This is a genomic window from Streptomyces sp. NBC_01428, assembly GCF_036231965.1.
Lineage (GTDB): Bacteria > Actinomycetota > Actinomycetes > Streptomycetales > Streptomycetaceae > Streptomyces.
Genome location: NZ_CP109499.1, coordinates 3,060,474 through 3,079,534 on the forward strand (window position 1 = coordinate 3,060,474; position 19,061 = coordinate 3,079,534).

The window sequence follows — 19,061 nt, forward strand, 5'->3', positions numbered from 1 at the left end:
CTCAGCCCAGCAGGACGTCGTCGTCGCCCAGGCGCTTGAGCTCCCGGTAGAGGATGGCGAGGCCGGTGACGATGGCGGCGGCGGACACGGCCGCGTCGAGCAGGCGCAGCGTGTCGTTCTCCAAGCGGGCCTTCTTGACCTGCTTCGCGACACCGAGCGCCCCGAAGGCCGTGCCGGCGATGGACAGGTACGTGCCGGACTTGGACTTCTTGAAACCCTTGGCCTTGGACATTGCCTTGCTCACAGCGACGGAGCCTCCTCAAGCAGCGGGTGCCCCCACTTTTCCACGAAGGCGGCCTCGACGGCGGCGCCGACCTTGTACAGCCGGTCGTCCTGGAGAGCGGGGGCGATGATCTGCAGACCGACCGGGAGATTGTCCTCCGGGGCGAGACCGCAGGGCAGCGACATGGCGGAGTTGCCGGCCAGGTTGGTCGGAATGGTGCACAGGTCCGCGAGGTACATCGCCATCGGATCGTCCGCGCGTTCGCCGATCGGGAAGGCGGTGGTGGGCGTGGTCGGCGAGACGATCACGTCGACCTGCTCGAACGCCTTCTCGAAGTCGCGGGTGATGAGCGTCCGGACCTTCTGGGCGCTGCCGTAGTACGCGTCGTAGTAGCCGGAGCTGAGCGCGTACGTGCCGAGCATGATGCGGCGCTTCACCTCGGGGCCGAAGCCGGCCTCACGGGTGAGGGCGGTGACCTCCTCGGCGGAGTGCGTGCCGTCGTCGCCGACGCGCGCGCCGTAGCGCAGGCCGTCGAAGCGGGCGAGGTTGCTCGAGCACTCGGAGGGGGCGATCAGGTAGTACGCGGAGAGCGCCAGGTCGAAGGACGGGCAGTCCAGCTCGACGATCTCGGCGCCCAGCTCCTTGAGCAGGGTGACGGCCTCGTCGAAGCGCTGCACCACGCCGGCCTGGTAGCCCTCGCCGCGGAACTGCTTGACGACGCCGACGCGCATGCCGGCGACACTGCCGTTGCGGGCGGCCTCGACGACCGGCGGGACCGGGGCGTCGATGGACGTCGAGTCCATCGGGTCGTGGCCGGCGATGACCTCGTGGAGCAGGGCCGCGTCCAGGACCGTACGGGCACAGGGGCCGCCCTGGTCGAGGGAGCTGGAGAAGGCGACCATGCCGTACCGCGACACGGCGCCGTACGTCGGCTTGACGCCGACCGTGCCGGTGACGGCGGCGGGCTGGCGGATGGAACCGCCGGTGTCGGTGCCGATCGCGAGCGGCGCCTGGTAGGAGGCGAGGGCCGCGGACGAGCCGCCGCCGGAGCCGCCGGGGATGCGGGTGAGGTCCCACGGGTTGCCGGTCGGGCCGTACGCGCTGTTCTCGGTGGAGGACCCCATGGCGAACTCGTCCATGTTGGTCTTGCCGAGGATGATGACGTCGGCGGCCTTCAGCCGCTTGGTGAGCGTCGCGTCGTACGGCGGGATCCAGCCTTCGAGGATCTTGGAACCGACCGTGGTCGGGATGCCCTCGGTGGTGAAGATGTCCTTCAGCGCGAGCGGCACACCGGCGAGCGGGCCGAGCTTCTCGCCGGCGGCGCGCTTGGCGTCCACGGCGCGGGCCTGCGCGAGGGCGCCCTCGCGGTCGACGTGCAGGAAGGCGTGCACCTTCTCGTCGACGGCGCCGATCCGGGCGAGGTGGGCCTCGGTGACCTCGACGGCCGTCAGCTCGCCCGCCGCGATCTTCTCGGCGATCTCGGCGGCGGTGAGCTTGATGATGTTGACGTTGGTGTCCGTCATGGTGATTAGTCCTCCCCCAGGATCTGCGGCACCTTGAAACGCTGCTGCTCCTGGGCCGGGGCGCCGGAGAGCGCCTGCTCGGGGGTGAGCGACGGACGGACCTCGTCCGCGCGCATGACGTTCGTCAGCGGCAGCGGATGAGAGGTCGGCGGTACGTCTTGGTCGGCGACCTCGCTGACGCGGGCGACCGCGCCGATGATGTCGTCGAGCTGGCCGGCGAAGTGGTCGAGCTCTTCGCCCTTCAGCTCCAGACGCGCCAGCCGTGCGAGGTGGGCGACCTCCTCGCGCGTGATGCCAGGCATGCAGCGATCCTCTGGGGTGAGTGTGTGTGGTTTGGCCCAATCCTATGGGTCCCGCGCCAGTGCCCGCGCCCGGGTTTGCCACGGACGCCCCCGGGACCTCCGCCCAACCCCCGCAATCCCCCACGCCCCTCTCACCCCGGCGGTCGGCCCACCGAGCCTGCCCGGCCGTCGCCCCATCGCGCCTGCCCGGCGATCGGCCCCACCGAGCCTGCCGGTCTCCGGTGCGTCGACGCCGACCGGCGTGCACCCCACCGGACCGCCGGCCTCCGGCCGGACGATCCCCCGCCCCCGCACCACCCGTAACCCTCAGCCATCAGGCACAGCCCTCCCGCACGGGCCTCCCGCCGTCGGCGTCCACCGCACCAGAGGCCGGCCTCCGGCCGGACACTCCCCCACCCCCGCACCACCCATGACCCCCAACCACCAGGCACAGCCCTCCCGCGCGGCCTCCCCGCCGTCGGCGCCCGCCCCTCCGCGCTACCACCCGCCGACGGCGAGCAAGCACCGCGGGCGAGCCCAGCTTCTCGGGAGATCCGCAACGGGCGGTGCGCGGGTGGGAAACCACCACCCCGCGGCGAGCAGACGCCCACGGCGACGAGGCACCACAGGCGAGCCCAGCCTCTCGGGAGACCCCCAACGGGCGGTGCGCGGGTGGGAACCGCCGGCCCGGCGGGCGGACGCCGACGGCGAGCAAGCACCACCGGCGAGCCCGGCTTCTCGGGAGGCAGTCACGGGCGGGCGGGGTGGGTGGGATCCCACCCGGAAAGGGGGGCTACTCCGCCGCGGGTAGCGCGGCGCGGGGCCGCTGCCACCCCCGAGACCCCCGCGCCAGCAACCACGCCGTGGCCTCCTCCGGAGGCATCGCCGCCGCCACCAGCCACCCCTGCACCGCGTCACACCCCAGATCCCGCAACCGCTCCCACGTCTCGTCGTCCTCGACGCCCTCCGCGACGACGAGCAGCCCGAGCGAGTGCGCGAGATCGACGGTGCAGCGCACGATCTCGGCGTCCTCGGTGTCGACGGCGAGCCGCGCGACGAACGACCGGTCGATCTTCAGCTCGCTGACGGGGAGCCTGCGCAGATGCACGAGGGAGGAGTACCCGGTGCCGAAGTCGTCCAGCGACATCTTCACGCCGTGCCCGGTGAGCGCCGCCAGGGTGTCGGCGGCCCGCTGCGGATCCTCCAGGAGCACGTGCTCGGTGATCTCCAGTTGGAGCGCTCCCGCGGGGACGCCGTGCCGGGCGAGACGGGCGGCGACGGAGCCGGCGAAGCCGGGGGTGTGGACGTCGCGGGGCGAGACGTTGACCGCGACGGGTACGAACAGACCCTGGGCGCGCCAGCGGGCGACCTGCGCGAGGGCGGTCTCCAGGACGTACTCGGTGAGGTGGGGCATCAGCCCGGACGACTCGGCGATCGCGATGAACTCGTCCGGCGGCACCTTGCCCCGCTCGGGGTGCACCCAGCGGACGAGCGCCTCCAGGCCGGCCACCTGCCCGTCGAAGCGGACCTTGGGCTGGTAGTGCAGTTCGACGTCACCGGCGTCCAGCGCGCGGCGCAGGTCGCCCAGCAGGCCGAGTCGGTCGGGGGTGTTGGAGTCCCGCTTGGACTCGTAGACCTCGACGCCCGTGCGGTCGCGCTTGGCCTGGTACATCGCGACGTCCGCCCGGCGCAGCAGCCCCTCGGCGTCGAGGGCGTGGTCGGGGAAGACGGCGAGCCCGGCGCTGGCCTCCAGGACGAGGGTGAGTCCGTCGAGGTCGAGCGGCGAGCCGAGGGCGGCGACGAGGTTGCGGGCGACGCGGGTGGCCGACGTGGTGGAGTCCGCGACCGGCAGTAACACGGCGAACTCGTCCCCGCCGAGTCGTGCGGCCTCCGCCCCGCGCGGCAGGGCGAGCCGTAGCCGGTCGGCGATCTGGAGGAGGAGCCGGTCACCGGCGAGGTGCCCCAACGTGTCGTTCACCGACCGGAACCGGTCGAGGTCGATCAGCATGAGCGCGGACCGTGCGCCGATGCGCTCGGCGTCGTCCAGGGCCGTCCAGGTGCGCTCCAGCAGCCACTGCCGGTTGGGCAGTCCTGTGAGCGGGTCACGGAGCTGTTCCTCGGCCCGCGCGCGGGCTATCCACAGGGTGGAGTCGAGGGCGATCAGCGGGATCGAGAAGAGGGGCAGCAGCATCGGCTGGGACATCGCGACGACGCACACGAGCGGCGCGATACCGAGCACGGCGACGGCGACGAGTCCCTGTCTGACCAGGGCCGTACGGGCGACGGTGCGCAGTCCGCCGCCGCGCCGGGCGTGCAGACACCAGAGCAGGCCCCGGGTGACGGCCAGGTAGGTGCACGCGACCAGGACCACCTGGGGAGCCGCGTACAGCGTCCAGGTCGTGGCGTCCCAGGGGGTCTCGACGCTCGGGAACCGCCCGAACGAGGCGAGGACGAGCGCTCCGGCTCCGATGCCGAGGATGTCGACCGCGCCGTGCAGCACGCCCTGGCGCCAGCGGTTGCGGCGGGCCGTGCCGACCAGGACGACGACGGTCAGGCTGACCATTCCGGCCGGGACCCAGCCGTAGAGCAGCAGGACCGCGAGGATGAGCGCCCCGCCGGAGCCGGTGCCGCCCCACCAGCGGGCGCGGCCGAGGGCGACGAGGTGGCCGACGATGATGCCGGTCAGCAGGGCGAGGGCCCAGCCGACGGTGCCGCACGGGAAGAGCGCGTGGTGGCCGCTGAACGCCCGGTAGAAACCGGCGCCCAGGACGATGCCGGCCGCGCCGACGACCGCCGCGGGCAGTGCGGGCCAGGCCGTGCGGCGTTCGGGGTCCTGGCCGGGCAGACCGGTGCCGCGCCCGGCGGCGAGCGGGCCGGCGCCGGACGGGGCGGGAGCGCCGAGCGGTGCGGCACCGAGGCCGCTGGGCGCGGGACGCTGCGCGGACCGTCCGGTCCGCATTCCCGCCAGCCACGCGCCGGTCATCCGGCTCAGTCGCAGCCGGGAGTCCGGGGCGGCGCTCTCGGTCGGTTCCATTCCCGTCCCTCTCACAGCCGGCGGTGCCCACGCCACGCGGTCCGTCGCCGGCGACAACTGCCAACGGAGCCACGTCGGAAAACCCTTCCCCCGGCTCCCGAGGAACAGGGGGTGCGCCGGCCGCAACTGGGCACGGTGGGCGCACACGTCAACAGTAGGCCGCGGAGGGCTTCCACGGGCAGCGGTCGTCTACGGTTGCCCGAATGCGACCCGGCCACCCGTATGCATCTGATATGCGCCGAACGGGTGGCCTTCAACCGCTACTCCTCGATCGGAAGTGCGACGTCCGCCGCCGCTTCGGGTCCTTGTTCGAGCAGGACCGCGAAGCCGTCCTCGTTCAGAACCGGAACCTTCAACTGCATCGCCTTGTCGTACTTGGAACCAGGATTGTCACCGACCACCACGAATGACGTCTTCTTCGAAACAGAACCGGTCACTTTCGCTCCACGGCTCTGGAGTTGCTCCTTGGCGCCGTCCCGCGTGTGGTGCTCCAGCGTGCCGGTGACGACGACGGTGAGGCCTTCGAGCGGGCGCGGCCCCTGGTCCTCGCCCGCGCCTTCGTCCTCCATCCGGACCCCGGCGGCCCGCCACTTGCGGATGATCTCGCGATGCCAGTCCTCGGCAAACCACTCCTTGAGGGAGGCGGCGATGATCGGTCCCACCCCGTCGGTGGTGGCCAGCTCCTCCTCGGTCGCCTGCTCGATCCGGTCGACGGAGCGGAACTCGCGGGCCAGCGCCTCGGCCGCGACGGGGCCGACGTGACGGATCGACAGGCCCGTGAGGACGCGGGCGAGCGGGCGGTCCTTGGCGGCGGCGATGGTGTCGAGCATGGCAAGCGCGTTCTTCCGGGGCTCGCCCTGCTGATTGGCGAAGATCGTGGCGATCTTCTCCTCGCCGCTCTTCGGATCGCGCTTGGGCAACCCGCTGTCCTGGTCCAGGACGTACGCCTTGATGGGCAGCAGCCGGTCGATGGTGAGGTCGAAGAGGTCGCCCTCGTCGGTCAGCGGCGGCTCGGCCGGTTCCAGCGGCTTGGTGAGGGCGGCCGCGGCGACGTACCCGAAGTGGTCGATGTCCAGGGCCTTGCGGCCCGCGAGGTAGAACAGCCGCTCGCGCAACTGGGCCGGGCAGCTGCGCGCGTTCGGGCAGCGCAGGTCGATGTCGCCTTCCTTCATGGCGCGCAGCGGCGTACCGCACTCGGGGCACTCGGCCGGCATCACGAACTCCCGCTCGCTGCCGTCCCGCAGGTCGGCGACCGGGCCGAGGATCTCCGGGATGACGTCACCGGCCTTGCGCAGCACCACCGTGTCCCCGATCAGGACGCCCTTGGCCTTCACCACGTCCTGATTGTGCAGGGTGGCGAACTCGACCTCGGAGCCCGCGACCGTGACCGGCTCGACCTGCGCGTACGGAGTGACGCGGCCTGTGCGGCCCACGCCCACGCGGATGTTGAGGAGCTTGGTGTTGACCTCCTCGGGCGCGTACTTCCAGGCGATCGCCCAGCGCGGCGCCCGCGAGGTGGAGCCGAGCCGCCCCTGGAGGGGGATCTCGTCGAGCTTGACGACCACGCCGTCGATCTCGTGCTCCACGGAGTGGCGGTTCTCCCCGTAGTACGCGATGAACTCCCGTACGCCGTCGAGGTCGTCCACCACCTTGGCGTACCGCGTGGTGGGCAGGCCCCACGAGTGCAGCAACTGGTAGGCCTCGGACAGGCGGCCGAGGCCGTCGAAGCCCTCCAGGGCGCCGATGCCGTGGACGACCATGTGCAGCGGGCGGGTCGCGGTGACGCGCGGGTCCTTCTGGCGCAGTGAACCGGCCGCCGCGTTGCGCGGGTTGGCGAAGGGCTTGTCGCCGGCCTTCACCAGGCGGGCGTTGAGCTCCTCGAACTTCTCCATCGGGAAGTAGACCTCGCCGCGGATCTCCACGAGGTCCGGGACGCGGTCGCCGGTCAGGCGGTCGGGGATCTCCGCGATCGTGCGGACGTTGGGCGTGATGTCCTCGCCGGTCCGGCCGTCGCCGCGGGTCGCCGCGCGCGTGAGACGGCCCCGCTCATACGTCAGGTTGACCGCGAGGCCGTCCACCTTCAGTTCGCACAGGAAGTGGTGGTCGGTGGTGCCCACGTCCTTGGCGACGCGCTCGGCCCAGGCGGCCAGCTCCAGGTCGGAGAAGGCGTTGTCCAGGGAGAGCATCCGCTGGCGGTGCTGGACCGAGGTGAACTCCGTGGCGTACGCGCCCGCGACCTTCTGGGTCGGCGAGTCGGGGGTGCGCAGCTCGGGGTGCTCCTCCTCCAGGGCTTCCAGGGAGCGCAGCAGCTTGTCGAACTCGGCGTCGCTGACGACCGGCGCGTCGTTCACGTAGTACCGGAAGCGGTGCTCCTCGATCTGCTCAGCGAGCTGCGCGTGCTTCTCCCGTGCCTCGGCGGGTACCGATGTGGGCTCTGCGTGCTTTTCGCCGGCCACCGTTGTGTCCTCCCGTTACTCAGGGTTGTCCGCGAGGGATCTCGCCGCCCGGACGCAGTGGGCGAGCGCCTTGCGCGCGTAGTCGGGGGAAGCCCCCGCGAGTCCGCACGACGGAGTGAGCGTGACGGCCTCCGCGAGCAGCCCCGGCCGCAGCCCCAGCCTGCGCCACAGCGTCCTGACACCCATGACGCTACCGGCAGGGTCCGACAACGGACCGTCCACGCCGGGGACGACACCGGCGAACAGACGTGTCCCGCTCTCGGCGGCTTCTCCGATCGCGTCGTCGTCACGCTCGGTGAGCAGCGAGAAGTCGAAGGAGATCGCCGTCGCGCCCGCCCGGCGGAGCAGGGCGAAGGGGACGTCCGGGGCGCAGGAGTGGACCACGACGGGTCCGCCCGCGTGGGCGCCGAGGACGTCGCGGAGGGTGCCCTCGACGAGTTGGCGGTCCACGGCGCGGTGGGTGCGGTAGCCGCTGGCGGTGCGTACTTGTCCGCGCAGCACGGAGACGAGGGAGGGTTCGTCGAGCTGGAGGACGATCTGGGCGCCGGGGATCCGGGCGCGTACGTCGGCGAGGTGGACGCGCAGTCCCTCCGCGAGCGAGCCGGCCAGGTCGCGGCAGGCGCCCGGGTCGGACAGGGCCGACTCGCCGTTCCGCAGTTCCAGGGCGGCGGCCAGCGTCCAGGGGCCGACCGCCTGCACCTTCAGCGGGCCCGTGTAGCCCTGGGTGAACTCCTCCAGGGCGTCGAGGTCCTCCCCCAGCCAGGACCGGGCCCGTTTGGTGTCCCGGCCCGGCCGGTCGCCGATCCGCCAGCCGCTGGGCTCCACGCGCGCGTACAGCTCGACGAGCATCCCGGCGGTCCGGCCGATCATGTCGGCGCCCGGCCCGCGCGCGGGGAGTTCGGCGAGGTGGGGGAAGTCCTCAACGGAACCGGTGACGGTCTTCGCGGCCTCCCGGGCGTCGCCGCCCGGCATGGACCCGACCCCGGTGGCCGCACCGAAGCTGAACACGCTGTTTTCGCTCACCCCGGAAGCGTACGGAATGCCGGGGGGAGGTCAGCGCCCCGGGCGCACCGTCAGGTCGTTGACCTCGGCGTCGCGCGGCAGGTCGAGCGCCATGACGATGGTGGTCGCGACCGATTCGGGGTCGATCCAGCGTGCGGCGTCGTAGTCCTTGCCCTCCTGCTGGTGGACCTTCGCCTGCATGGGGCTGGCGGTGCGGCCGGGGTAGACGGAGGTCACCCGGACACCGGCGGCGTGCTCCTCGTGGCGCAGGGAGTCCGCGAGGGCCTTCAGGCCGTGCTTGGAGGCGGCGTAGGCGGACCAGTCGGCGTGCGCGCTGAGGCCCGCGCCCGAGTTCACGAACAGCACGTGCCCCTGGGCGACGCGGAGCTGGGGCAGGAAGTGGCGGGTCAGCTCGGCGGGGGCGATGAGGTTGACGTTGAGCTGGTGGCGCCAGGACTTCGGGGTCAGGTCGCCGACCGGGCCGAGGTCGACGACGCCGGCGATGTGCAGCAGGGAGTCGACGCTGTCGGGGAGCGTCTGGTGGGAGAACGCCCAGGAGAGCTTGTCGGGGTCCGCCAGGTCGCCGACCAGGGTATTCGCCCCGGGGTACGCGGCGGCGAGTTCCTTCGCGCGGCCCGCGTCGCGCGCGTGGAGCACGAGGTCGTCCCCGCGCGCGTGCAGGCGGCGGGCGACGGCCGCGCCGATGCCGGAACCGGCCCCGGTGATCACATGTGTAGCCATGGACGCCATGCTCGCATCACCGGCCGCCGGTCCCGCACCAGGTCCGGGTACGTCAGGAGGGCCCGCACGTCGCCGCGTGCCGGCGCCTCGGCCGGCGAGCGCACCTCACTGGGTGCCGAGGCTCTCCTCCAGGTAGGCGACGGCCCCCACGGGCTCCTCCGCGAAGAAGACCAGGTCGGTCAGCGGGCGGGGCAGGAAGCCTTCGGCGTCCATGCGGCGGAACTGCTCCTTGAGGCCGTCGTAGAACCCGGCCGTGTTGAGCAGGACCACCGGCTTCTCGGTCTTGCCGTGCTTCTTCAGCTCCAGGATCTCCGTCGCCTCGTCGAGGGTTCCGGTGCCGCCGACCATGACGACGACTGCGTCCGCCTTCGCCAGGAGGAGCGCCTTGCGCTCGGCCAGGTCACGGGCGACGACCATCTCGTCGGCGCCGGGGCGGGCCTTGGCGGCCAGGAAGTCCACGGAGACGCCGACGAGGCGTCCGCCCGTCTCCTGGACGCCGTCGGCGACGACCTTCATCAGCCCGACGTCGGAGCCGCCCCACACCAGCGTGTGGCCGCCCTTGCCGAGGAGTTCGGCGAACTCCCGCGCGGGGCGTGTGTAGCGGTCGTCGAGGTCGGCGGCGGAGAGGAAGACGCAGATGTTCATGTCTTCACCGTACGCGGGAACGAATCGCGGCCCGTGAGCGCTTTCCCGGTATGGCTGAAGGACACACGATCACCATCGAGCAGGGCACCCAGCACGTCCGCGTCGTGCACGGCGACCAGGTCCTGGCGGAGAGCGACCGCCCCCTGGTGCTGCGCGAGACCGGCTGTCCGGTGCGCTATTACCTCCCGCCCGAGGACGTCCGTCTCGATCTGCTGACGCCCTCCGACACCCACACGTACTGCCCCTTCAAGGGCACCGCGTCGTACTGGTCGCGCCCGGACGGGGCGGACCTCGTGTGGGCCTACCCCGACCCCAAGCCCGACGTCGCCGGGATCAAGGACCACTTCTGCTTCTACGAGCAGGACGTGTCCTGACGTCGCGCCCCCACGCGGGCGTGGCAACGCGATGAGTTCCGGACCACCCGGCAGTCTTCCCAGGCATGGACAAGAAGACCATCTCGCGCGACGGGACCCCCATCGCGTACCAGCGTTTCGGTGACGGCCCGGCGGTCGTCCTGGTCGGTGGGGCCATGTGCACGGGCGCCACACTGGCGCCCCTCGCCGAGGCCCTGTCCGACCGTTTCGGGGCCGTCACCTACGACCGCCGGGGCCGCGGCGGAAGTGGGGACACCGGGCCCTTCGCGGTCGATCGCGAGGTCGAGGACATCGCGGCGCTGGTCGAGGCATCCGGGGGCAGCGCGGCGCTCTACGGCATCTCGTCGGGCGGCGCGCTCGCCCTCAGGGCGGTGGCGAGCGGGCTGCCCGTGCGCGAAGTCGCGGTCTACGAGACGCCCTTCGCTCTCGACGACCGCGGCGGCAAGGAGCGGGCCGAGTACACCGAGCGGCTGACGGAACTGCTCGCGCGGGACCGCCGGGGGGACGCCGTCGAGCTGTTCCTGTCCCGGGTCGGCACACCGCCGGAGACGATCACCGGTATCCGTCTGTCCCACGCGTGGGCCGGCATGGAGGCCATCGCTCCGACCCTGGCGTACGACAACGCCGCGCTCGGCGACGGGACGGTGCCCCGCGAACGCCTCGCCGCCGTGCCCGTGCCGCTGCTGTCGATCGCGGGCGACGCCAGCCCGGGCTGGATGCGCGAGGCGGCCCGTGTCGTCGCGGACACGGCGCCCAGCGGCTCGTACCGCACCCTGGAGGGCCAGACCCACATGGTCGACTCCGTCGTGCTCGCCCCGGTGCTGGCGGAGTTCTTCGACGCGGGCGACCGGGGCTAGCCGCCCCGGACGGCTGTCGCGCCCGGCCAGGCGTCGCCGTACACGGTCGCGCCAGGCGGCCGTCGGGTCAGACGCCGGCCGTCGCGCGCGTGGTGGTCGCGATCGTCGCCGAGCCCACCACGCGTGTGCCGTCGTACAGGACGATCGCCTGGCCGGGGGCGACCCCGCGGACCGGCTCGGTGAAGGTGACCCGGAGGGAGCCGTCGACCAGCTCGGCCGCCACCTCCGTCTCGCCGCCGTGGGCGCGCAGCTGGGCCGTGTAGGTGCCGGGGCCGGTGGGGGCGGCGCCGCACCAGCGGGGCTTGAGGGCGGTCAGCGCGGACACGTCCAGGGACGCGGCCGGGCCCACCGTCACCGTGTTGTCCACCGGCGAGATGTCGAGGACGTAGCGCGGCTTGCCGTCCGGTGCCGGGGTGCCGATGCGCAGTCCCTTGCGCTGGCCGATCGTGAAGCCGAACGCGCCCTCGTGGGATCCGACGACCGCTCCGGCCTCGTCCACGATGTCGCCCTCCGCCTTGCCCAGGCGGTTCGCCAGGAAGCCCTGGGTGTCTCCGTCGGCGATGAAGCAGATGTCGTGCGAGTCCGGCTTCTTGGCGACGGCGAGTCCCCGGCGCTCGGCCTCGGCCCGGATCTCGTCCTTGGTGGTGACGGTGTCGCCGAGCGGGAACAGGGCGTGGGCGAGCTGGCGGTCGTCGAGGACACCGAGGACGTAGGACTGGTCCTTGGCCATGTCGGAGGCGCGGTGCAGCTCGCGGGTGCCGTCCTCGCGGACGATCACCTGCGCGTAGTGACCGGTGCAGACCGCGTCGAAGCCGAGCGCGAGCGCCTTGTCGAGCAGGGCGGCGAACTTGATCTTCTCATTGCAGCGCAGGCAGGGGTTCGGGGTGCGGCCGGCCTCGTACTCGGCGACGAAGTCCTCGACCACGTCCTCGCGGAACCGCTCGGCGAGGTCCCAGACGTAGAAGGGGATGCCGATGACGTCGGCCGCGCGGCGGGCGTCGCGCGAGTCCTCGATGGTGCAGCAGCCCCGCGCGCCGGTCCGGAACGATTGGGGATTCGCCGAGAGGGCGAGGTGCACGCCCGTCACGTCGTGCCCGGCTTCGGCGGCGCGGGCGGCGGCTACGGCGGAGTCCACGCCGCCCGACATGGCGGCGAGGACGCGGAGGGGGCGCTGCGAGGTGTCAGTCATAACCCCTCCAGAGTACGGGGCGACGGGAACCGGATCCCGCGAGTATCCGTTGAAGATCGCATGGGGGAGAAAAAGGGGAAGCCGAAGGGCCGTGGCGGCAAGGCGGCGGCCAAGGACGCGGACGCGGCGGTCGGGCGCCGGGTGCTGCTCGTCGGGGGTGTGGCGGCCGCGGTGGGCACGGCCGCGATCGCCCGGGACGTGCTGACGCATCTGTGGTGGCGGCTGCCCGGCGTCGAGAAGGAGCGGGTCGTGGGAGCGGTGGACTCCCGGGGCGCGCAGTGGGTGGCGGCGTCGACGGCGAACTGGCGGCGGGCGGACCGTCCCGACGACTACTCGATAGACCGGGTGGTCATCCATGTCACCCAGGGCAGCTTCGCGAGCGCGGTGCGGGTCTTCCAGGACCCGGGGCACGGTGCGGCGGCGCACTACATCGTCCGTAAGGACGGTCACGTCACGCAGATGATCCGTGAGCTGGACGTGGCGTTCCACGCGGGCAACCGCGCGTACAACGAGCGCAGTGTCGGCATCGAGCACGAGGGCTTCGTGGACCGCGCCTCGTCGTTCACGGACGCGATGTACGAGGCGTCGGCGCGTCTGACGGCCGGGATATGCGGGCGGTACGACATCCCGGTGGACCGCGAGCACATCATCGGCCATGTGGAGGTGCCGGGCACCGACCACACCGACCCCGGGCGGTACTGGGACTGGGACCGGTATCTGCGCCTCGTCCGGCGGGCACGGACGGCGGCGGCGTGAGCGCGGTCTGAAGGCCGGTCGCCCCCGGGGACCGGTCTCGGGCCGGGACGCGGGCCGAGGGCGCGCGCCGGGCCGGTCAGGTGAGGCCGGCGGTGCGCGCCCGTTCCACGGCGGGGGCGATCGCCCGGGCCACCGCGGCGACGTCGGCGTCCGTGGAGGTGTGGCCGAGCGAGAAGCGGAGGGTGCCGCGCGCGAGGTCCGGGTCGGTGCCGGTGGCGAGGAGGACGTGGCTGGGCTGGGCCACGCCCGCCGTGCAGGCGGAGCCGGTGGAGCACTCGATGCCCTGCGCGTCGAGCAGCAGGAGCAGCGAGTCGCCCTCGCAGCCCGGGAAGGTGAAGTGGGCGTTGGCGGGCAGCCGGCCGCCGGGGGCGGGGTCGCCGCCGAGGATCGCGTCGGGCACCGCCTTGCGGACGGCGTCGACGAGGTCGTCGCGCAGGGTGCCGATCTCGCGGGCGAACCACTCGCGCTGCTCGGCGGCCAGCCGTCCGGCGACCGCGAAGGAGGCGATGGCGGGCACGTCGAGGGTGCCGGAGCGCACGTGCCGTTCCTGACCGCCGCCGTGCAGCACGGGCACGGGGGTGTACTCGCGGCCCAGCAGCAGCGCGCCGATCCCGTACGGGCCGCCGATCTTGTGGCCGGAGACCGTCATCGCGGCGAGGCCGGACGTGCCGAAGTCGACGGGGACCTGGCCGAAGGCCTGGACGGCGTCGGCGTGCAGCGGGATGCCGAACTCGGCTGTCACGTCGGCCAGTTCGCGGACCGGCATGAGCGTGCCGATCTCGTTGTTGGCCCACATGACCGTGGCGAGGGCCACGTCGTCGGGGTTGCGGGCGATGGCCTCGCGCAGGGCGTCGGGGTGGACCCGGCCGTACGCGTCGACGGGCAGGTACTCGACCGTGGCGCCCTCGTGCTCGCCGAGCCAGTGGACCGCGTCGAGGACGGCATGGTGCTCGACCGGGCTCGACAGGACGCGGGTGCGGGCGGGGTCGGCGTCGCGGCGGGACCAGTAGAGGCCCTTCACCGCGAGGTTGTCGGCCTCGGTTCCGCCGGAGGTGAAGACCACCTCGCTGGGACGGGCGCCGAGGGCGTCCGCCAGGCTCTCGCGGGACTCCTCGACCGTCCTCCGGGCGCGGCGGCCGGCGGCGTGGAGGGAGGAGGCGTTGCCCGTGACGCTCAGCTGGGCGGTCAGTGCCTCTACCGCCTCGGGGAGCATGGGGGTGGTCGCGGCGTGGTCGAGGTAAGCCATGGTGGGCCCGATTCTACGGGCCCTTCGTTCCCCCGACGCTGCCCCCACCGGCTCGGCCGTCGCCGCGGACCGCGCGCGCACCGGCCGAGGCGTCCTCCCCGGACCGGAACGGGCGCTTCAGCGGACTCCGTTCACCGTGCGCCGATCAGGAGGCCGCCGTCAGAAGCTCCAGGACACCGTGCTGTCGACGTGCATGAAGGCGATCAGGACGACGAGGTCGGCGATGCCCAGACCGAGACCGAGGAACGCGCGGCCGCGGCGGGTGGTCCCGCGCCACAGGGCGACGGAGGCGAGGACGACGGCGATGGGGCCGAGGAAGACATTGAGGACCAGGAGGCCCACCAGCCCGAGGATGAAGGCGGCCACGGCCATGCCGTCGGCGTCCCGGACGCGGCGCCCGAGGGCGGTGCGCGCGGTCGCCTCCGCGCGGACGGGTTCCGTGGGGCGGGCGTCGTTCTCGGTGCGCACGGTCCGCGCGCCGGGGGCGGCGTCCGTGCCGCGGGTCGGGTCGGTGCCACGAGCGGTGTCGAAGTCGGTGCCGGCGCTGCGGGTGGTGTCGGCGCTGCGGGTGGTGCCGGCGGATCGGGTGGTGCCGGCGGTGTGAGTGGTGATGGCCATGACGTACGTCAGCTCCCAACGGTCAGTTGGTGAAGGAAGGGGATCACGGGCCGGTCGGCGAGGGTGGGGTGGCGGGGAGGTCAGCCGGCGGTGGTGTGCCGGCGGCGGGCGCCGCGCTCACGCAGCGCGAACACGACCAGCCAGATGCCGATGACGGCCGCGGCGACCAGGGTGACGGGCAGCGGCGCGTGCGCCACGGTGCCCATGACGACGCCGAGCAGCAGGAGTGCGGCGACGAGGAACAGCATGGGATGCCTCTCGAAGAAGTCTCGTGGTCCGGTCCCGGACCACCCGTGCCTCGACGGTGAGGCCCGATTGTTTCCGGGACTTGACGGCTCAGTGAACGGTTGTAGTAACACTTGTTCACTGACTCTTGAGTCTAGCGCGTCCGAGGGCTTTGAAATTCCAGAGAACAGTTGTTAACTGCATGGCATGAGTCACACTCTCGGCATCCGGCAGGCGCAGAAGCAGAAGACCCGGCAGGCGCTCCTGGACGCCGCGTTGCTGCTGCTGGAGGACCAGAGCCTGAGCAGCCTGGGTCTGCGCGAGGTCACCCGTGCCGTGGGAGTGGCTCCGACCGCCTTCTACCGGCACTTCCGCTCGACGGCGGATCTCGGCGTGGCCCTGGTCGAGGAGGCGCTGGGCAGCCTGCACCCGATGATCGAGGACACGGTCTCCGCGGCCGGGGACAGCGACGAACGCATCGCCCGCGCCGTGGAACTGATCGCTCATCATGTCGAGGCGCACCCCGCGCACGTCCGCTTCATCGCCCGCGAGCGGCACGGCGGGGTGCAGTCGGTGCGGGACGCGATCCGCGAGCAACTGGCCCGGTTCGCCGAGGAGGTGCGGGACGCGCTCGCCGAACACCCCGAGTCGCGGGGGTGGAGCGACGACGACCTGCTCATGCTGGCGGGTCTCTACGTCGACCACATGCTGATGGCGGCCTCGGCGTTCCTGGAGGCGCTGGACGCCCCGGAGACGGAGCGCGAGCGGGTGGCCCGGGTGGCGAGCCGCCAGATGCGTCTGATCAGCATCGGCCGCCGCCACTGGCTCGGCTGACCCCCGCCCCTGCCGCCCCCGGGAGCGCCGCTCGGCATGCCGGAAGGGTCGCCGGGCGCCTTGCCGGTGGGCGCCGGGCACGCGTTGCCGGTGGCCCCGGACGAGGGGTGGCCAGAGGATGCGGGCCGTGGAGGGCCGCGTTGCGCCGGAGCCGTGCCTGCCGTGCGGAGCCCGGCCCCGCGGGGATCCGGTCGGGCGCTCAACCCCCCGCGTACAGCGCGCCGATGGCTGAGGCCGTCGCGGCCAGCTCCGCGCGGGCCGCGGCCGGGGCGAGGACCTCCACCGCGTCCCCGAAGGCCAGCAGGGTCCGGGCCTCGCGCACGGAACCGTGGGAGAGCCGCGCGATCACCCACTCGTCGGTGCCGTTGTCCTCGGGAGGTTCGGTGAGGACAACGGCGTTGAGGCGCACGAACATGTCCAGGTGCGAGCGGCGCACCCTGACCGTGACCTCGACGTCTCCCGGCCGCTCCTCGACCTGGCGGCGCAACACCTCCCAGACGTGGGCGAGTTCCACTCCGGGGCGGCGGCGCACCGGGTCCGGCAGGAGGGTGGCCGCGCCGATCCGGTCCGCGCGGAACAGCCGTGGGGTGCCGCGCCGGTCGGCGACGAGGTACCAGACACCGGCCTTGGAGACGAGCCCGTACGGGTCGACGGTGTACGTCCGGGGTTCGGTCTCCCCGCCGTGCCGGTAGCGCAGCCGCAGCCTTCGGTCGGTGAACACGGCGTCCTGCAACACGTCCAGGTCGACGGCCCGTTGGGCCCCGCCCTTCCACCGCGTGGCGTCGACGAGGATGCGTCTGCCGGTGACCTCGGCGGCCGGCCGGAACGGCGCGGGCAGCGCGGCCATCACCTTGCGCAGCGCGGAGTCGAGCGCCGCGTCCAGACCGAGCGCGGCGTGCGCGCCCTGCGCGGCCAGGACGAACAGCGCGCGGGACTCGTCGGCGGTCAGTCCCGTGACGTCCGTACGGAATCCGGTGAGCAGTTCGATGCCGCCGTGCCGGCCGCGTTCGGCGTAGACCGGGACACCGGAGGTGGAGAGTGCCTCGACGTCCCGGTAGATGGTGCGCACCGACACCTCCAGGCGGTCGGCGAGTTCATGGGCCGGAACCCGGCCCCGGGTCTGGAGCAGCAGCAGGATCGAGAGCAGGCGGTCGGACTTCACGGGCCCAGGATCGCGCTCACCGGAGCACCCGGCAAATGCTGACGGTGGGTGTCAGGTTATGCGTCGACAGTGGGGGCACACCGAGACACGGAAGAGGTCGCTCATGAACGTCATGGACCCCCGCCCCCTGTACACGCGCGCCGCCGGCCGGATCGCCGAACTCATCGGCACCGTCCGGCCGGATCAGCTCTCCGGCGCCACTCCGTGCGCCGGTTTCGACGTCCGTGTGCTGCTGTCGCACCTGGCCGGAGGCGCCCGGCGGATCGCGGTGATCGGGGCGGGGGGCGACGGGCTCGCGGTGCGGCCGTTCGTCGACGGCGTCCCGGACGACGGCTGGGTCGCCGCGTACGACGAGGCCCGCGCGGAGGTGCGGGCGGCGTGGGCCGACGACGCGCGCCTGGAGGCGCTCGTGCGGGTGCCGTGGGGCGAGGCTCCCGGGCGCCAGGCTCTCGCCGGGTACGTCATGGAGGCCGTCGTCCACACCTGGGACCTGTCCGAGGCGCTCGGCCGGCCGCTCGAACTCGACCCCGAACTGGCCGAGTTCGCGCTCAGGATCGCCGGCCGGGTGCTGCCCGAGGAGGGGCGTGAGGACCCCGAGCTGCCGTTCGGCCCGGCCCTCCCGGCGCCCGAGGGGGCCGACGCCTACGGCCGACTGGCGGCCTGGACGGGCCGCCGGCCGTTCGTCACCGCGTGACCGGACGCCGGACCGGGCGGAGCCGTACCGCCCGGCCGGACGTCGCACGCGACCGAACGGACCACCGGAAGACCGCGCGTCTCGGGACCTGTCCCGAGGGGAACGCACGCCCACCGAACCGGACCCCCGAACGGGCCCCGGGGGCCGCGCGCACCGGAAGCGGTCGCCCACGGCGACAGCAGGCCGCGGTCGGAGCCTCCGGCCGAGCCGGGCTCCCGCACGGCTACTGCGGTCGCTCCGTCCCGCTCTCCCCGCCGGCGGTCGAGAACGGTCGAGCCGGGCCCCCCGACCGGGGCCCGGCTCGGCCGGGTCGTCCCCCCGACGGAAGTCCCGGTCAGCCGAGCCGTGCGCGCGCGAGCTGGCGGGACTGGGCGACCAGCCGGTCCGCGCTGTCCCACACCTCCGCGTCCTCCTCCAGGAAGCCGCCGGCGAGGTTGCGGGTGGTGATCGACACCCGCAGCGGGCCGGGGGCCGGACGGCAGCGCACGTGCACGGTGAGTTCGACGGTCGGCACCCAGCCGGACAGCCCGATCTCGAACGCGGTCGGCGGCAGCGCGTCGACGGCGAGGAGCAGCGAGAGCGGGTCGGCGTCGCGGCCGTCGGCGAGCCCGAACCACGCCCGCATCTCGCCCTTCCCGGAGGGGGCGCCGAGTGCCCAGCCGAGGGTCGCGGGGTCGAGCTTGAGGAACAGCCGGTCGGTGATCGCCGAGCTGCCGGGGATCGGCGCGGGCGCGTCCTGCGGGCCGAAACACTGGTCCATGGGCGGGATCGCGGGGGGCCGCGCGGTCGTCCGGACGTCGTCGGGCAGCGCGTCGAGGTCGCCGTACGAGGCGAGGACGCGGATCCGCTCGACCTCGCGGCCCTCGTCGTCGTACTGGAAGAGCGACGCCTGGCCCGTCGACAGGGTCCGGCCGGTGCGGACGACGTCCGTACGGACGACGGCGGGGCCCGGCTGGGACGCGGTGAGGTAGTGCGCGGAGACCGTGAAGGGGTCGGAGTGCGGCAGGGCGTCGGCGAGCGCGCGGCCGAGGACGGCCAGCAGATAGCCGCCGTTGACGGCGGTGATGATCGTCCACCCGGCGGAGAGGTCCACGTCGTAGACGCCGGGGGCGCGCCGGGTGACCGCGGTGTCGCGGTCGAACTCGCTGTCGCCGATCGTGGCCCGTGCGGCCTGTACCGAAGCTGCTTCTGGCATGCCTGA

The 19,061-nt window shown here is 73.0% G+C and carries 19 protein-coding genes; 5 read left to right on the forward strand and 14 right to left on the reverse strand.

Annotated features, from left to right (window positions below):
• Position 1 precedes the first annotated feature (1 nt).
• From OG406_RS13100 to OG406_RS13135, 8 genes are all read right to left on the reverse strand, one after another.
• Positions 2-232: a hypothetical protein gene (locus OG406_RS13100; protein ID WP_164369057.1), complete on the reverse strand. Its 231-nt coding sequence runs from the start codon at positions 230-232 to the stop codon at positions 2-4.
• 8 nt (positions 233-240) lie between these two features.
• Entirely contained in the window at positions 241-1,746 is a 1,506-nt protein-coding gene (gene gatA / locus OG406_RS13105) for an Asp-tRNA(Asn)/Glu-tRNA(Gln) amidotransferase subunit GatA (RefSeq protein WP_267048615.1), read from the reverse strand.
• A 5-nt stretch (positions 1,747-1,751) separates the two neighbouring features.
• The gene (gene gatC, locus OG406_RS13110; RefSeq protein ID WP_015036350.1) at positions 1,752-2,048 is read right to left on the reverse strand and encodes an Asp-tRNA(Asn)/Glu-tRNA(Gln) amidotransferase subunit GatC; all 297 of its coding nucleotides are present in this window, start codon (positions 2,046-2,048) and stop codon (positions 1,752-1,754) included.
• 772 nt (positions 2,049-2,820) lie between these two features.
• On the reverse strand, positions 2,821-5,061 hold the full coding sequence (locus OG406_RS13115; RefSeq protein WP_329185838.1) for an EAL domain-containing protein: 2,241 nt from the start codon (positions 5,059-5,061) through the stop codon (positions 2,821-2,823).
• A gap of 260 nt (positions 5,062-5,321) precedes the next feature.
• Positions 5,322-7,517 (reverse strand): NAD-dependent DNA ligase LigA, encoded by a 2,196-nt coding sequence (gene ligA, locus OG406_RS13120; protein ID WP_326842281.1) that lies wholly within the window; start codon positions 7,515-7,517, stop codon positions 5,322-5,324.
• 15 nt (positions 7,518-7,532) lie between these two features.
• The gene (locus OG406_RS13125; RefSeq protein ID WP_329185839.1) at positions 7,533-8,540 is read right to left on the reverse strand and encodes a methionine synthase; all 1,008 of its coding nucleotides are present in this window, start codon (positions 8,538-8,540) and stop codon (positions 7,533-7,535) included.
• Positions 8,541-8,570: 30 nt separating this feature from the next.
• A complete protein-coding gene (locus tag OG406_RS13130) occupies positions 8,571-9,269 on the reverse strand; it encodes an SDR family oxidoreductase (RefSeq protein WP_329185841.1) in 699 nt (232 codons plus the stop codon).
• A gap of 96 nt (positions 9,270-9,365) precedes the next feature.
• On the reverse strand, positions 9,366-9,905 hold the full coding sequence (locus OG406_RS13135; RefSeq protein WP_329185843.1) for a TIGR00730 family Rossman fold protein: 540 nt from the start codon (positions 9,903-9,905) through the stop codon (positions 9,366-9,368).
• A 50-nt stretch (positions 9,906-9,955) separates the two neighbouring features.
• On the opposite strand from OG406_RS13135, the gene OG406_RS13140 reads away from it, so the two are divergent.
• The gene (locus OG406_RS13140) at positions 9,956-10,279 is read left to right on the forward strand and encodes a DUF427 domain-containing protein (RefSeq protein WP_327408885.1); all 324 of its coding nucleotides are present in this window, start codon (positions 9,956-9,958) and stop codon (positions 10,277-10,279) included.
• 65 nt (positions 10,280-10,344) lie between these two features.
• A complete protein-coding gene (locus tag OG406_RS13145; RefSeq protein ID WP_329185844.1) occupies positions 10,345-11,136 on the forward strand; it encodes an alpha/beta fold hydrolase in 792 nt (263 codons plus the stop codon).
• Positions 11,137-11,203: 67 nt separating this feature from the next.
• Here the strand turns inward: OG406_RS13145 and mnmA are convergent, their stop codons facing one another.
• Positions 11,204-12,325 (reverse strand): tRNA 2-thiouridine(34) synthase MnmA, encoded by a 1,122-nt coding sequence (mnmA, locus tag OG406_RS13150; protein WP_164369020.1) that lies wholly within the window; start codon positions 12,323-12,325, stop codon positions 11,204-11,206.
• 60 nt (positions 12,326-12,385) lie between these two features.
• On the opposite strand from mnmA, the gene OG406_RS13155 reads away from it, so the two are divergent.
• Positions 12,386-13,081: an N-acetylmuramoyl-L-alanine amidase gene (locus OG406_RS13155; protein ID WP_266846663.1), complete on the forward strand. Its 696-nt coding sequence runs from the start codon at positions 12,386-12,388 to the stop codon at positions 13,079-13,081.
• A 76-nt stretch (positions 13,082-13,157) separates the two neighbouring features.
• Here OG406_RS13155 and OG406_RS13160 read toward each other — a convergent pair whose 3' ends face one another.
• From OG406_RS13160 to OG406_RS13170, 3 genes are all read right to left on the reverse strand, one after another.
• A complete protein-coding gene (locus OG406_RS13160) occupies positions 13,158-14,327 on the reverse strand; it encodes a cysteine desulfurase family protein (protein ID WP_329185848.1) in 1,170 nt (389 codons plus the stop codon).
• A gap of 159 nt (positions 14,328-14,486) precedes the next feature.
• Positions 14,487-14,699 (reverse strand): DUF4190 domain-containing protein, encoded by a 213-nt coding sequence (locus OG406_RS13165; protein WP_107482801.1) that lies wholly within the window; start codon positions 14,697-14,699, stop codon positions 14,487-14,489.
• Positions 14,700-15,025: 326 nt separating this feature from the next.
• Positions 15,026-15,193: a hypothetical protein gene (locus tag OG406_RS13170; protein WP_179165310.1), complete on the reverse strand. Its 168-nt coding sequence runs from the start codon at positions 15,191-15,193 to the stop codon at positions 15,026-15,028.
• A 184-nt stretch (positions 15,194-15,377) separates the two neighbouring features.
• Here OG406_RS13170 and OG406_RS13175 point away from each other — a divergent pair, with 184 nt between their 5' ends.
• Positions 15,378-16,004: a TetR family transcriptional regulator gene (locus OG406_RS13175; RefSeq protein ID WP_164369023.1), complete on the forward strand. Its 627-nt coding sequence runs from the start codon at positions 15,378-15,380 to the stop codon at positions 16,002-16,004.
• A 199-nt stretch (positions 16,005-16,203) separates the two neighbouring features.
• On the opposite strand, the gene OG406_RS13180 is transcribed toward OG406_RS13175, so the two are convergent.
• The gene (locus OG406_RS13180; RefSeq protein WP_329185851.1) at positions 16,204-17,166 is read right to left on the reverse strand and encodes a helix-turn-helix transcriptional regulator; all 963 of its coding nucleotides are present in this window, start codon (positions 17,164-17,166) and stop codon (positions 16,204-16,206) included.
• Positions 17,167-17,269: 103 nt separating this feature from the next.
• Between OG406_RS13180 and OG406_RS13185 the strand changes: the two genes are divergently transcribed.
• A complete protein-coding gene (locus tag OG406_RS13185) occupies positions 17,270-17,860 on the forward strand; it encodes a TIGR03086 family metal-binding protein (RefSeq protein ID WP_329185853.1) in 591 nt (196 codons plus the stop codon).
• A 334-nt stretch (positions 17,861-18,194) separates the two neighbouring features.
• On the opposite strand, the gene OG406_RS13190 is transcribed toward OG406_RS13185, so the two are convergent.
• Positions 18,195-19,055: a thioesterase family protein gene (locus OG406_RS13190; protein ID WP_266616769.1), complete on the reverse strand. Its 861-nt coding sequence runs from the start codon at positions 19,053-19,055 to the stop codon at positions 18,195-18,197.
• Between the last annotated feature and the right edge of the window lie 6 nt (positions 19,056-19,061).

Excerpts from the sequence above, each read along its gene's own strand:
- OG406_RS13155 (WP_266846663.1), top strand. The coding sequence starts at position 12,386 with ATGGGGGAGAAAAAGGGGAAGCCGAAGGGCCGTGGCGGCAAGGCGGCG.
- OG406_RS13160 (WP_329185848.1), bottom strand. The coding sequence starts at position 14,327 with ATGGCTTACCTCGACCACGCCGCGACCACCCCCATGCTCCCCGAGGCG.
- OG406_RS13100 (WP_164369057.1), bottom strand. The coding sequence starts at position 232 with ATGTCCAAGGCCAAGGGTTTCAAGAAGTCCAAGTCCGGCACGTACCTG.
- OG406_RS13135 (WP_329185843.1), bottom strand. The coding sequence starts at position 9,905 with ATGAACATCTGCGTCTTCCTCTCCGCCGCCGACCTCGACGACCGCTAC.
- gatC (WP_015036350.1), bottom strand. The coding sequence starts at position 2,048 with ATGCCTGGCATCACGCGCGAGGAGGTCGCCCACCTCGCACGGCTGGCG.
- OG406_RS13130 (WP_329185841.1), bottom strand. The coding sequence starts at position 9,269 with ATGGCGTCCATGGCTACACATGTGATCACCGGGGCCGGTTCCGGCATC.
- OG406_RS13170 (WP_179165310.1), bottom strand. The coding sequence starts at position 15,193 with ATGCTGTTCCTCGTCGCCGCACTCCTGCTGCTCGGCGTCGTCATGGGC.
- OG406_RS13145 (WP_329185844.1), top strand. The coding sequence starts at position 10,345 with ATGGACAAGAAGACCATCTCGCGCGACGGGACCCCCATCGCGTACCAG.
- OG406_RS13115 (WP_329185838.1), bottom strand. The coding sequence starts at position 5,061 with ATGGAACCGACCGAGAGCGCCGCCCCGGACTCCCGGCTGCGACTGAGC.
- OG406_RS13140 (WP_327408885.1), top strand. The coding sequence starts at position 9,956 with ATGGCTGAAGGACACACGATCACCATCGAGCAGGGCACCCAGCACGTC.
- gatA (WP_267048615.1), bottom strand. The coding sequence starts at position 1,746 with ATGACGGACACCAACGTCAACATCATCAAGCTCACCGCCGCCGAGATC.
- OG406_RS13185 (WP_329185853.1), top strand. The coding sequence starts at position 17,270 with ATGAACGTCATGGACCCCCGCCCCCTGTACACGCGCGCCGCCGGCCGG.
- OG406_RS13190 (WP_266616769.1), bottom strand. The coding sequence starts at position 19,055 with ATGCCAGAAGCAGCTTCGGTACAGGCCGCACGGGCCACGATCGGCGAC.
- OG406_RS13165 (WP_107482801.1), bottom strand. The coding sequence starts at position 14,699 with ATGGCCGTGGCCGCCTTCATCCTCGGGCTGGTGGGCCTCCTGGTCCTC.
- OG406_RS13175 (WP_164369023.1), top strand. The coding sequence starts at position 15,378 with ATGAGTCACACTCTCGGCATCCGGCAGGCGCAGAAGCAGAAGACCCGG.
- mnmA (WP_164369020.1), bottom strand. The coding sequence starts at position 12,325 with ATGACTGACACCTCGCAGCGCCCCCTCCGCGTCCTCGCCGCCATGTCG.